An 11777-nucleotide genomic window follows, 5' to 3' on the forward strand; every position below is an offset into this window, starting at 1 on the left:
GCTAAAACTATGCTTGGGGTGAAATTGGGGCTGCTTGCTGCAGCCGGGCTTATGGCAGCCGGGCTTGCTTCCGCGATCGTCGGTCAGCAGCCGCCGGCAGTCATCGGCCACGGGCCAGTTGTGGTTATTCCGATTCACGGCGTCGTTGACGACGGCATGGATCATCTGGTTGCGCGCTCGATTGAAGCCGCACAGCGCGACGGCGCGTCGGCAATCGTTCTGGACGTCAACTCTCCCGGCGGCTTGCTGGAAGCGGCGTTCGACATCCGCGACGCCGTTTTGAACGCACGCGTGCCGACGTACGCCTACGTCTCCGAGCGCGCATACTCTTCGGCCGCCCTTATCACGCTGGCCGCGCAGCACGTCTACATGGCGCCCGGCGCTTCGATCGGCGAAGCCGAGCCCGCGCCGGCTACATCAAAACTCATCTCGGCGGTCAAGGCCGAATTCAAGTCCACCGCGGAGCGCAACCACCGCGATCCGCTGATCGTGGCGGCAATGGTTGATAAAACGATCGACTTGCCGCAGTACAAGCGCCCGGGCCAAAACCTGACGCTCGACACCCAGGATGCTCTTAAAACGAAGATCGCCGACGGCGAATATCTTACGTTCGCGGAGATGCTGGCCGCCAATCACTTGAGCGGACCGCAGGAGTCCCTTCCGTACACGTTCGCCGAACAGCTCGCGCGCTTCGCGACGAACCCCGCCGTTAGCGGCCTGCTGCTGACGCTCGGATTCCTAGGCCTGCTGATCGAGATGCAGACCCTGCACGGCATCGCCGGCGTCATCGGCGTAGCGTCCCTCGCGCTCTTTTTCGGGTCGCATATCTACGCCGGCTTCAGCAACGGTCTTGTGATCATACTGGCCGTCGCCGGCGTCGTCGGCATCCTCTACGAACTGCACATCGTTCCCGGACATGGTGCGCCGGGAATATTGGGCGGCATCGCCCTGCTCGCAGCCATCCTGCTGGCATTCGGCATTCCGTTTTTCTTCATCGCGATGCAGACGCTCTCGACGGCAATCGTGCTGACAGTCGTCTTTTTCTACCTGGCCACGCGCGCGTTTCCACAAAACGCGTGGTTCGCCAAACTTACGTTTGCGGGGGCGCAAGGCGCGGAGTACGTCACCAGCCGTGACTTTTCGGACCTTCACGGTCACACAGGCGTAGCCTCATCCTACCTGCGTCCCGCCGGCGTAGCGAATATCAACGGAAGGCGAATCGATGTCCTGACACAAGGTGAATTTATTCCCGCGGGGACACCCATTAGGGTGCAGCGCGTCGAAGGGGCGCGCGTTTTTGTCGAACCGGTAGATCTGCCGGGTCATAAGGAGTAGATCTTGGGCGTAGTTGTGAGCGGAATTATCTTTTTCGCCGTCATCATTTTGTTCTTCACGTTCCTGTACTATTTCCCAATCGGGATGTGGTTCAGGACGATGGCCGCCGGCGTGCCGCTGTCGATCGGCGCCCTGATCCGCATGCGCATCATCGGCATTCCACCCAGCGTCATCGTGACGAACTTGGTGCGCGCGCGTAAAGCGGGCTTGCCATTGAACGTGGATCAGATGCAGTCGCACTACTTGGCGGGCGGCAACGTGGAGAACGTTGTGCTCGCCATGATCGCCGCGCAGCGCGCGCAGATTCCCTTGGAGTGGCAGCGCGCCGCCGCTATCGACCTCGCCGGACGCAACGTCTTGGAAGCGCTCCAAACGTCGGTCAATCCGAAAGTCATCGAGACGCCCATCTTTCAGGGCGTCGCGCAAAACGGTATTCAGCTGAACGTCAAGGCGCGTATCACGGTTCGCAGCAACCTCGACCGGTACGTCGGTGGCGCAGGGGAGCCGACGATCGTCGCGCGCGTCGGTGAAGGCGTCGTTTCGGCCGTCGGTGCAGCGGTCGATCACAAACAAGTGCTGGAGTATCCGGATCGCATCAGCAAAGCAGTCCTCGCCAAAGGTTTGGACGCGGGCACGGCGTTCGAGATCGTCTCGATCGATATCGCGGACGTAGACGTCGGTAAAAACATCGGCGCCGAACTTCAGATGTCGCAAGCCGAAGCCGACCGCAGAATCGCGCAAGCGAAAGCTTCGGAACGCCAGTATGCGGCGCAAGCGGCGGAGCAAGAGATGAAGGCCGAGACGCAGCGCATGCGCGCGAAAGTCGTTGAAGCCGAGGCCTCGGTGCCGCAGGCGATTGCCGAATCGTTCCGCAGCGGCAACCTAGGGATCATGGATTACTACCGGATGAAGAACATCCAGGCGGATTCGGAGATGCGCGGCTCTATTTCGGCCAGCGTCAACCAATCCGAGCAAACCCCGCCCCCGCCGCCTCCACCGCCGAAATAGGATGGCGCGGCACCGGCCCCAGCCCCCGTTCGCGCCGCAGGAGCCTCAAACGGCTCCCCGGCGCGGAGCTTTGGACGGGCTGTTCGAAGATGGGAACAGTCTATTACGAGCCGTTATCGCGGCTGAGGTACTGGGACCGCCACGGGCGCTGAGGGAGCACGAACTCTGGAGTCAACGACCGAAAGAACCGTCGACCTAAGCGAACTCGCCGATCAATTCCGGCTGTTCGGAAAATTCGATCAAAATCTATCCGCTCTCGAAGACGCGCTCTCAGTTTCGCTGCGAGTCGATGGCCACAGCCTTGTCGTGCACGGCGAAAGCGCCGCAGTCGATCAAGCTTACGACGTGGTGAAGCGCATGCTCGACGCGGCGGTTCGCGGTGCGCAACTCACGCCCGACGACGTCGCGCTGGCAGCGTCCGACGTCTTGCGTGGCGGCGGCGAAGAGCCGGCGCTTCCCGACACCCTGTTCCGATCGAATCGCGGACGCGAGATTCGTCCGAAGACGCCGGGACAACGCGCGTTCGTCGAGTCGATCGAAAACAACACGCTGACGTTCGGCATCGGTCCCGCCGGCACGGGCAAGACGTTCTTGGCGGTCGTCATGGCGGTGCGCGCCCTGCGCGCGCGTCAGGTTGCACGCGTCATCTTGTCGCGACCCGCCGTCGAGGCGGGAGAAAAACTCGGTTTCCTGCCCGGCGACATGAAAGAGAAAGTCGATCCGTATTTGCGCCCCCTCTACGATGCGCTTTCCGAACTAATGGACGATCCGCTGGTGACGCGTTATCTGGAGCGTGGAGTTATCGAGGTGGCGCCGCTCGCGTACATGCGCGGGCGCACGCTTTCGGAGGCATTCGTCATTCTCGACGAAGCGCAAAACACGACCCGCGATCAATTGAAGATGTTTCTTACGCGCCTGGGTGCGGGTTCGAAGATGATCGTCAACGGCGACGTCACGCAAATCGATCTGCCCGGCGGCGCGCAGAGCGGGCTGCTCGAGGCGCCGCGGCGTTTCGGCGGCATGCCCGACATCGGCATCGTCGAGTTAACCGATACGGACGTGGTCCGGCATCCGCTTGTCACGCAGATCATTCGCGCCTACGCCGCCGATCGCGGAATGCGGTGATCTTGCTGCGTGACGACGTGCGCGATCCCGAGATACACGTGCGGCGCCTCAAGGGTGCCGCGCAAAAATTGCTGCGCGCGGTCGGACGACCCGATTCTGAAATCTCGGTGCTGCTGACCGACGATGCATCCATCCGCGAGCTCAATCGCACGCACCGCGGCAAAGACAAACCGACCGACGTGCTGAGTTTTCCGATGAATAACCCTTCGTTACCTCAGGGTTCTTCGATACCTCAGAATGACACCGGGGCGGAGATGCTCGGTGATATTGCGATCAGCGTCGAGACCGCGCGCCGCCAAGCTGCCGAGTACGACGCGCCGCTGCAGAACGAAGTCTACCGCTTGCTGATTCACGGACTCTTGCACGTGCTTGGACACGACCACCACGAACCTGCGGAGCGCGCCGCGATGGAAGCGGAAGAGCGCCGGCTGGCGAGCGCGATCGCGATGCCGTGGCCGTATGACTGAAAACCTGCCGCCGCCGTCACGCGAGCATCCGCAGCCCGAGTACACGCGTATCACCGAAAGCAAATTCTGGGGCTCATTCCACTACGCGTTTTCAGGGATCATGTACGCGACGCGGACGCAGGCCAACATGCGCATCCACTTGCTCATCGCGGCCGCCGTGCTAATCGTGGCGATGCTGCTGCATTTGGAACGCATCTACATCGTCGCGCTTATCGTGATGATCGTGATCGTGCTGTCGCTGGAGCTCTTCAATACGGCGATTGAAGCGGTGGTGGACTTGCTGACGGTCGCGCATCATCCGTTGGCCAAGACCGCCAAAGACGCCGCCGCAGGCGCGGTCTTTATCGCCAGCGTCGGTGCCGTACTGGTCGGCTATCTGGTGTTTTATCAGGGAATTCAGCAAGGCGGCCAGCGCGTCTATACGGCGGTTGCGTCGGTGCCGGCCAACGTTGTGCTCGTCATGTTCGGGGTCGTGCTGATCGGAACGATTCTGGCCAAGGCGTTCTCGGGGCGCGGAACGCCCTTCCAGGGCGGCGCGGTCTCCGGGCATACTGCCCTCGCTTTTGCGGCGGCGACCGGCTTGGCAGTCTATTTCCCGCGCCCGCTGGTTTGGGTGCTGGCGTACTTCGTGGCCTTCCTGGTGGCCCAGAGCCGCGTGGAAGCGCGCATCCACAGCGTCTTCGAGGTCACCTGGGGGGCCGTGCTGGGCAGCCTGCTGGCCCTGGCTGTGTTCCTACTGGCCCGTCCGGGCATTGTGCTATAATGGCCGCGCATTGGACATCCCTCGACGAAGCCGGCCGGGCCCTCGATAGGCCCGGATTCTAAATGGCTCCCATAACCGCCCCGCACGTTTCGTGGTACGAAATCGCGGCGCTGGTCGTCCTGGTGCTCTTGGCCGCGTTTTTCGCCGCCTCCGAAGCCGCCCTGGTGGCGGTTTCGCGCTTGCGCGCGCGCACGATGGTCGAGCGCGGGCTGAAACGCGCCCGCTCCGTGCTGGTCCTCACCGAAGACCGAAACCGTTTTCTCACCTCGACGCTGATCGCGAATACGTGCGTCTTGCTGGCGGCCGACTCGCTGGCAACCTACATCTTTATACGCATGGGCATCCCCGACGGCGCCGTGATAGCGACGATCGTCATGGCTTTCATCCTGCTGCTGTTCGGCGAGATCGTGCCGAAGACGATCGCCGTTTCGGATGCCGAGCGTTGGGCTCTACGCCTGGCGCCGTCGATGCGCCGGATCGCCGCGCTGCTCACTCCGCTCGTCTACGCATTTCAGTCGCTCTCGAACATGCTGGTCCGCCCGTTTGGCATTAAGCCCGGCCACCAAATCTTCGTGACGGACGAAGACATTCGCACGATCGCGACCGTCGCCGCCGAGCAAAACGTGCTCGAAGAGCAAGAACGCGAAATGATTCACTCGGTGATCGAGTTCGGCGACACGATCGTGCGCGAAGTGATGACGCCGCGCCCGAATATCGTTGCAGTTTCCGTCGAAGACTCGCCGCGCAGGGCGCTCGACATCGTCATCTCCGAAGGGTATTCGAAACTGCCCGTCTACGAAGAGTCGAAGGACGACATCATCGGCGTCGTGCACGACCGCGAGCTGCTCATTAGTTTGGCGAACGGAACGATCAGCTCGGTGCCAATCCGCTCGCTGATGCGTCCGATCGCGCACGTGCCCGAGAACAAGAAACTCGCCGAGCTCTTGCGCGAGATGCAGCGCGACAAATTCTCGATGGCGATTGTCGTGGACGAATACGGCGGCACGGCCGGTCTGGTAACGATGGAGGACCTGCTCGAAGAGATCGTCGGCGAGATCCGCGACGAGCACGACGAGGACGAGCAGGAGCCGCTGCGCGTCTTGAGCGATCGCGAGGCCGTCGTTGACGCGGGCATGAACATCGAGGACGTCAACGCGAAACTCGGGACCGACCTGCCGCACGAAGAGTTCGAGACCATAGGCGGCTATGCGGTCGGCCTGTTTGGACGGCTCCCGGGAGAAGGCGAAGAAATCCAGGCCGACGATCACACGAAGTTGAAGATCGATCGCATGCGCGGCCGGCGCATCCTGGCGGTCCGGATCTTTTCAAACGGCCTGACCAAGGAAGCGAAAGAGCGCGCTCACGCGGAGGAAGATGCAGTCTAAGGAAACCATCCGTTTCGACGGGATTACGGCCGACGAGTTTCGCGCGCGCGCGGGAATCGACGTGCAAGATTTCATGGAGCTGGCGTTGCCGAAAGCGCGAGAAGTTCGCGAACAAGCCTACGCGCCGTACTCCGGGTTCCGGGTGGGGGCCGCGCTGCTCGTCGAAGACGGGCAGATTTTTTGCGGCGCCAACGTAGAGAACGCGAGTTACGGATTGGCCATCTGTGCCGAACGCGCGGCCGCCACCGCCGCAGTCTCCCACGGGCAACGCGGCTTTCGCGCCGTCGCAATTGTGGGAGCCGAGGGCGTCGGTACGGCGCCGTGCGGGACGTGCCGCCAGTTCTTGAGCGAATTCAACGCGGAGCTGCCGGTGGTGTATGCATCGAACGAAGGCTACGTGGTAACGGCGGTCGACCGGCTGCTGCCCGACGCGTTTGGACCGGCATCGTTTAGCGTCCAGGGATGAGCACTCCCAGCCGCGCGTATAAGACGACCGCGGTCGTCTTGCGCGGACGCACCTATGGTGAGGCGGATCGCATCCTGACGTTTTTTTCAACCGCGCGCGGAAAAATGGACGCGATCGCAAAGGGCTCGCGGCGCACCAAGAGCCACCTGGCCGGCAGATTGGAACTCGGAAATGAAGTCGCGCTCACGATGCATCGCGGGCGTAATCTGGACGTCGTGGTTTCGGCCGAAATCGAAAACGCGTACTGGCAGAACTTGGTCGCTCCCGAACGATATGCGGCAGCGAATCTCATAGTCGAGTTGGTGGACGCGTTTTGCGAACCGGACCTGGCCCTGCCCGAAGTCTACGCATTGCTGACGGGCGCGCTGCGCGCCATCGGCCGCAGCGACGACGCTTTGGCGCTGGTGCCGCGGTTTTCGCTGCGTTTACTCGACGCCTTGGGGCTCGCTCCGCCAATCGACACGTGCGTTTTATGCGGCGCTTCGCTGGTGGGCAAACCGGCATGGCTGGATCAGGAGCAGGGCGGCTTCGCCGGCGAGGAGTGCCGCGTTGCGTGGAGGGACGCTCCGCTGCTGGAGAAAGCGGACATGGAGAATTTGCGGGCGCTGGCCGCGCCGCGCGGCAATGCGGCAGCGGCGGTGCGCGCAACGCCGGCGGTCGCGCGCGCCATCGAAACGTTGATCAATCACCATTTGGGGCGCAGGCCAAAAGCCGGTGCGCACGCCGCCGAGTTCGCGAACAAGTAGGATGCCGGTGATTGCGCTGGACGTCGGCACGAAGCGGATTGGAGTGGCCGTTGCCGACCCATCGGAAACATTCGCGCTGCCGGTTACTGTCGTGGAACGCACCAATCTGGATGCGGATCTCGCGCGCATCGCCGGCTTGTTGCACGAGTACGGCGCCAGCGAGCTGGTGGTGGGGGATCCGATCCGCTTGTCGGGCGAGCGCGGCCCAGCGGCCGAGCAGATCGATCGGTTTGTCGAGCAGTTACGAAAAATATTCGACGGCACGATTCACCGCGTGGATGAGCGCCTCACGACCGCGCAGGCGCAGAAGGCGCTCATCGCCGCCGACGTGAGCCGCGCCAAGCGCAAAACCGTCATAGATAAAATGGCCGCCGCCCTTATATTGGAGACATTTCTGGCTCTGCGTCGCCGCTCAGGACAGGCTCACGAATGAGACGCGTTCTCTCAACCCTAGCGCTCCTGATCGTTCTTGCCGTTGCGATCGGCGGCGCGTGGATCGCCTACGCGCTATTCGGCGACCGGTCGCATCCCGCTACGACGACCGGCGTCGTGATCGCGCAAGGCTCCACGTTTGCGGACATCGCGACACAGCTGCAAACCGCAGGCGTCATCGGAAGCGCCGAGCTCTTCCGCGTCTACGCCAAGGCAAGCCGCACCGACACGCAGGCTCGCGCCGGCGAATTCCGTTTCGCTCCGCATCAAACGCAAGCCGAAGTTCTGCGCCAACTACAGACCGGCGGCGCGCAGATTGCCAAGTGGATAACGATCCCGGAAGGCTTCACCGCGAAGCAAATTGCCGCGCAGCTGGCCAGCGAAGGCTTCGGCGACGCCGCCAACTACGAGCAAGCGTTCATGCACGATACGATCGTGCTGGACGGCTTCCGCACGCGGAACATGGAAGGCTATCTCTTTCCCGATACGTACCTGATGCCGGTCGGTGCGTCATCCGCGACGGTCGAGGCGATCATGAGCGCGCAGTTCCGCAAAGAGTTTCCGGCCGATGCGGCGCGCAAAGCGCGCCTGCGCGGACTCACCGTGCCGCAGATCGTCACGCTGGCCTCGCTCATCGAGCGCGAGGCGAAAGCGGACGACGAACGGCCGCTGATGGCCGGCGTCTACTACAACCGGCTACGCCTGGGAATGCCGCTGGAAGTAGATGCGACCATCGAATATGCGCTGCCGCAGCACGAAACGGTCATCACCTATAGTGATTTAAAGCTCGATTCGCCCTATAATACATATCTGCACCAGGGGCTGCCGCCCACGCCCATCGCGAACCCGGGGCGCCCGTCGCTGATCGCCGCGCTCAATCCCCGCCCGTCCGATTTTCTCTACTACGTCTACAAAGGTCACGGGCACCACGCGTTCGCAAAGACGCTGGCCGAACAGAACGCGAACGCCGCTAAGTACTTGAAATAGGAGACGCTATGTCGACCGACGGGGAATCCGGACAACCGCAACGCGATCTGGAACTGCGCGACGTTCTCGTCATAAAGACGACGGGCGAGGACAAGCAGCTGGAGTTCGAGGTCGTCGGGCTCGTCGAGGATGAAGAGCACAACTCATTCGCCGTACTCTACTGCGAATCGGCCGACGAGTTTGTCGTGACCGACGCGCAAGGCAATCTGTTGCAAGACGAAGAGCTGGCGCAAGAGATCCTGGACGACTTCTTCGTTTTGGCCGAAGAGTCGGGCGATAAGGGAGGCGCCGGCTAATCCGCGCGCTCTTTCTCTCTGCCAACGTCGGCGTGGGACACATGGCGGCGGCTTCCGCTCTGCGCACCGAGCTGGCGCGCGAAGATCCTCACTTCGAATCGACCGTCGTCGACTCGTACAAGTACGCGGCCTCGGTTGTATCGCGCGTGGTCTCGGACGGATACATCGGCATGGTCAAGACCATTCCGCAGATGTACCGCTTCCTGTACAATCGCGCGGAGCGCGCGACCGAAGTAGGGCCGTTTCGCACTTGGATCCACCAATTTACCGCCGGCAATCTTCGGCCGCTGCTGCAAGAGTTTCGGCCGGACGTCGTGATTTGCACGCACGCATTTCCCTGCGGCGTGATGGCGGAGTATAAGAAACAGTTCGGCGACGCTCCGCCTGTGGTCGGCATCGTCACGGATTTCGCCGTACACAGTTTTTGGATGCACGACAACATCGAGCGCTACGCTGTGGCAACCGATGAAATGCGCACCGCCATGGTCGAGCGCGGAATTCGGCCCGAACGCATCGTCGTGTCGGGCATTCCGGTAAACACCGCCTTCGGAGCGCTGCCGGCGGACGTCGGCGCGCTGCGCGCAACGTTGGATTTACCGCGCGACCGGCACATCGTGCTAATGATGGGCGGCGGCCTGGGCATCGGCCCGCTTGCCACGATGATGCAATCGCTAAACGCGGTGGAGTCGCCGATGTGCGTGGTGGCGATCGTCGGGCGCAGCAACCATTCGGCGGAACGCGTGCTCGAAGCGGCACACGACGTTCGCTATCCGGTTCGCATCTTAGGCTTCGTCGGGAACGTGAACGACTACATGCACGCGAGCGATGTCTTGATTAGCAAACCCGGCGGCCTCACCTCGGCTGAAGCACTCGCGGCGGAGATTCCGCTGGTGCTGTTCAAGCCGCTGCCGGGCCAGGAGGAACGCAACACGCGTTATCTTGTCGAACGGCGCGCGGCGGTACGCGCAAAATCAGCTAAACACCTAACGCGCACAATCGCTACGCTTTTGCAATCCGAAAGCAAGCGCGCTGACATGAGAGCAGCCATGAAAGGGCTCGCCAAGCCGGACGCCGCGGCGCAGGTGGCAGGCGTCATCCGAGATCTTGCCGCAGAGTCCGGACAGGAGGCGATCGCATGATCCTGCAGCGCTCGGCGGTCTCCGGATGGCTCGTTATTCTGCGTCTCTACGCCGGCTTTTTTTGGCTGGTGCACGGCCTCCCGAAATTCCTGAACCCTTCGATGTTCATGCCGCCCAACGGTTACATGGGTCAAATGATCGCGCACGCCTCGCAAACGAGCACGGGATTCTATCACGATTTTTTGGTGAATACCGTAACGCCGAACATCTTTCTGTTTGCGGAGCTCGTAAGACTGGCGGAAGTGCTCGTGGGAATCAGCCTGATTCTCGGGTTTCTGACGCCGCTCGGCGGACTCGTCGGCTGTTTCCTCGCGTTGAATTACATGGCCGCAAGCGGCGATTTTCATTCGGCGATGGGCCTGGGCTCGCTCAATGCGACCGCGCTTGTGCTGTCGTTCCTCGCAGTCGTGCTGCCGCTCGGCCGCACTGCGGGCATCGATGCGCTGCTGGTGCGCAAGCCGAAAAGCCGAGCGGTGAAGGCGGAGTTCGTAGACGACGAACCGCTTTCGGGCCCGCGCGCGCCGACGGACTAGGTACGGCCGCAACCTTTATGGTATAGTCGTCCCGGCCCGGAGAGGTGGGTGAGTGGCTGAAACCAGTCGTTTGCTAAATGACCGACGGCTAAAAACTGTCCGAGGGTTCGAATCCCTCCCTCTCCGAATCCAAAAAACTCCTTAAAGGGAAAAAATAAACCCCGAGGTATCACTCGGGGCTGTGCGGTCGTAGCTCAATTGGATAGAGCAACAGGCTACGAACTTGTAGGTTGGGGGTTCGAGTCCCTCCGACCGCGCATTACTCGCTTACGGTTTCTTGCGCGTCCAGGTTCCGTCGAATTCAGCGCCGGCGTGCAGACTCGTGCATTGCGCCGGATCGGGGCAAGGCTGACCGCTTGCGAGCGTAACACTAGCCTTCGTCACCTTCGCTCTTGAAAGAATCGTGTCACCGGAGAGGGTCAGCACGACGGTGCTCGTGCGTTCGACGTCCTTGCCGCTGTCGTGGTACGTTCCGGTTTCTTCGCACCTCGCTTCGCTCCCATTTACCGTGCACTTTCCACTTACGTGATCTGTCGTAGACGGGTCGTTTCTATCGCCCTTATATGAGAGCGATCCGAATCCGCCGCTGACCACGATAGTGTATGGCCCACTAACGTATGTGCCGCTCCAGTTCGTGCGTTGCCGCGCTTCTCCGCCGCCTTGTGTGGCCTTGCACCGCTGAATCTGGCGGTCGAGCTGCACGGTGTCAGCAGCGTATGAACGCTCAAGCCTATCGTTACCCTTGAGAGCTGCCAGCAAGAACTCTCTGTAACGGCTTGCCGTCGGCACATCGACCATGCCCCCGGTGTCCTCGTGCGCTTTCTTGGCCTGCCAGAACGCATAGCCGTCCTCGAGAGCCGCATAATACGTGGCGAAGAGCCTCTTTTCACTGGGCGTAGCGCGCTCGTAATTAGCCCGCAGTTTCGTGATGGCCCTGGTGAATTGATCGAACCGTGTGTTGATCACTGCGGGGTCGACGGTATTCATCGCGCCGAGCTCGGAACGAATCTGGCGTACCTTTGTTAAGGTTTCTAGATGTCGATCAAATGTGTCGTGCCGTTTTGCGACTAAAGAGGCGCAGCTTTCGGAGGGCTG

At 61.8% G+C, this 11777-nt stretch carries 14 protein-coding genes and 2 tRNA genes; 15 read left to right on the forward strand and 1 reads right to left on the reverse strand.

The window, feature by feature from the left end:
* Nucleotides 1-18 precede the first annotated feature (18 nt).
* The 15 genes from VFO29_04530 (at nt 19) to VFO29_04600 (ending at nt 10939) form a co-directional block, all read left to right on the forward strand.
* Nucleotides 19-1335 (forward strand): NfeD family protein, encoded by a 1317-nt coding sequence (locus VFO29_04530; GenBank protein ID HET9392780.1) that lies wholly within the window; start codon nt 19-21, stop codon nt 1333-1335.
* 15 nt (nt 1336-1350) lie between these two features.
* Nucleotides 1351-2343 (forward strand): flotillin-like protein FloA, encoded by a 993-nt coding sequence (gene floA, locus VFO29_04535; protein HET9392781.1) that lies wholly within the window; start codon nt 1351-1353, stop codon nt 2341-2343.
* Nucleotides 2344-2649: 306 nt separating this feature from the next.
* Nucleotides 2650-3468, forward strand: coding sequence for a PhoH family protein (locus tag VFO29_04540; protein ID HET9392782.1), 819 nt, complete (start codon nt 2650-2652; stop codon nt 3466-3468).
* Nucleotides 3465-3935, forward strand: coding sequence for an rRNA maturation RNase YbeY (gene ybeY, locus VFO29_04545; GenBank protein HET9392783.1), 471 nt, complete (start codon nt 3465-3467; stop codon nt 3933-3935). Before VFO29_04540 ends, ybeY begins: the two co-directional genes overlap by 4 nt.
* Nucleotides 3928-4698: a diacylglycerol kinase gene (locus tag VFO29_04550; protein HET9392784.1), complete on the forward strand. Its 771-nt coding sequence runs from the start codon at nt 3928-3930 to the stop codon at nt 4696-4698. The genes ybeY and VFO29_04550 overlap by 8 nt, the downstream gene beginning before the upstream one ends.
* A 62-nt stretch (nt 4699-4760) precedes the next feature.
* Nucleotides 4761-6083, forward strand: a complete 1323-nt coding sequence (locus tag VFO29_04555) for a hemolysin family protein (GenBank protein HET9392785.1) — start codon at nt 4761-4763, stop codon at nt 6081-6083.
* The gene (locus VFO29_04560; protein HET9392786.1) at nt 6073-6549 is read left to right on the forward strand and encodes a cytidine deaminase; all 477 of its coding nucleotides are present in this window, start codon (nt 6073-6075) and stop codon (nt 6547-6549) included. Before VFO29_04555 ends, VFO29_04560 begins: the two co-directional genes overlap by 11 nt.
* The gene (gene recO, locus VFO29_04565; GenBank protein ID HET9392787.1) at nt 6546-7295 is read left to right on the forward strand and encodes a DNA repair protein RecO; all 750 of its coding nucleotides are present in this window, start codon (nt 6546-6548) and stop codon (nt 7293-7295) included. The genes VFO29_04560 and recO overlap by 4 nt, the downstream gene beginning before the upstream one ends.
* Before the next feature lies 1 nt (nt 7296).
* Nucleotides 7297-7728, forward strand: coding sequence for a Holliday junction resolvase RuvX (gene ruvX / locus VFO29_04570; GenBank protein HET9392788.1), 432 nt, complete (start codon nt 7297-7299; stop codon nt 7726-7728).
* Nucleotides 7725-8714 carry an endolytic transglycosylase MltG gene (gene mltG, locus VFO29_04575; GenBank protein ID HET9392789.1) on the forward strand — a complete coding sequence of 330 codons (990 nt, stop codon included), beginning with the start codon at nt 7725-7727 and terminating at the stop codon, nt 8712-8714. Before ruvX ends, mltG begins: the two co-directional genes overlap by 4 nt.
* Nucleotides 8715-8722: 8 nt before the next feature.
* Nucleotides 8723-9010, forward strand: a complete 288-nt coding sequence (locus VFO29_04580) for a hypothetical protein (protein ID HET9392790.1) — start codon at nt 8723-8725, stop codon at nt 9008-9010.
* Nucleotides 9011-9051: 41 nt separating this feature from the next.
* Nucleotides 9052-10149 (forward strand): glycosyltransferase, encoded by a 1098-nt coding sequence (locus VFO29_04585; protein ID HET9392791.1) that lies wholly within the window; start codon nt 9052-9054, stop codon nt 10147-10149.
* The gene (locus tag VFO29_04590; GenBank protein ID HET9392792.1) at nt 10146-10682 is read left to right on the forward strand and encodes a TQO small subunit DoxD; all 537 of its coding nucleotides are present in this window, start codon (nt 10146-10148) and stop codon (nt 10680-10682) included. Before VFO29_04585 ends, VFO29_04590 begins: the two co-directional genes overlap by 4 nt.
* Nucleotides 10683-10720: 38 nt before the next feature.
* Nucleotides 10721-10808 (forward strand) — tRNA-Ser (locus VFO29_04595).
* Nucleotides 10809-10865: 57 nt separating this feature from the next.
* Nucleotides 10866-10939 (forward strand) — tRNA-Arg (locus VFO29_04600).
* Nucleotides 10940-10949: 10 nt separating this feature from the next.
* Here the strand turns inward: VFO29_04600 and VFO29_04605 are convergent.
* Entirely contained in the window at nt 10950-11669 is a 720-nt protein-coding gene (locus VFO29_04605) for a hypothetical protein (protein HET9392793.1), read from the reverse strand.
* Nucleotides 11670-11777 lie beyond the last annotated feature (108 nt).

This window comes from Candidatus Rubrimentiphilum sp., from assembly GCA_035710515.1.
GTDB lineage: Bacteria > Vulcanimicrobiota > Vulcanimicrobiia > Vulcanimicrobiales > Vulcanimicrobiaceae > Rubrimentiphilum.

Excerpts from the sequence above, each read along its gene's own strand:
- VFO29_04550 (HET9392784.1), top strand. The coding sequence starts at position 3,928 with ATGACTGAAAACCTGCCGCCGCCGTCACGCGAGCATCCGCAGCCCGAG.
- VFO29_04555 (HET9392785.1), top strand. The coding sequence starts at position 4,761 with ATGGCTCCCATAACCGCCCCGCACGTTTCGTGGTACGAAATCGCGGCG.
- VFO29_04560 (HET9392786.1), top strand. The coding sequence starts at position 6,073 with ATGCAGTCTAAGGAAACCATCCGTTTCGACGGGATTACGGCCGACGAG.
- recO (HET9392787.1), top strand. The coding sequence starts at position 6,546 with ATGAGCACTCCCAGCCGCGCGTATAAGACGACCGCGGTCGTCTTGCGC.
- ruvX (HET9392788.1), top strand. The coding sequence starts at position 7,297 with ATGCCGGTGATTGCGCTGGACGTCGGCACGAAGCGGATTGGAGTGGCC.
- mltG (HET9392789.1), top strand. The coding sequence starts at position 7,725 with ATGAGACGCGTTCTCTCAACCCTAGCGCTCCTGATCGTTCTTGCCGTT.
- VFO29_04580 (HET9392790.1), top strand. The coding sequence starts at position 8,723 with ATGTCGACCGACGGGGAATCCGGACAACCGCAACGCGATCTGGAACTG.
- VFO29_04585 (HET9392791.1), top strand. The coding sequence starts at position 9,052 with ATGGCGGCGGCTTCCGCTCTGCGCACCGAGCTGGCGCGCGAAGATCCT.
- VFO29_04590 (HET9392792.1), top strand. The coding sequence starts at position 10,146 with ATGATCCTGCAGCGCTCGGCGGTCTCCGGATGGCTCGTTATTCTGCGT.
- VFO29_04605 (HET9392793.1), bottom strand. The coding sequence starts at position 11,669 with ATGAATACCGTCGACCCCGCAGTGATCAACACACGGTTCGATCAATTC.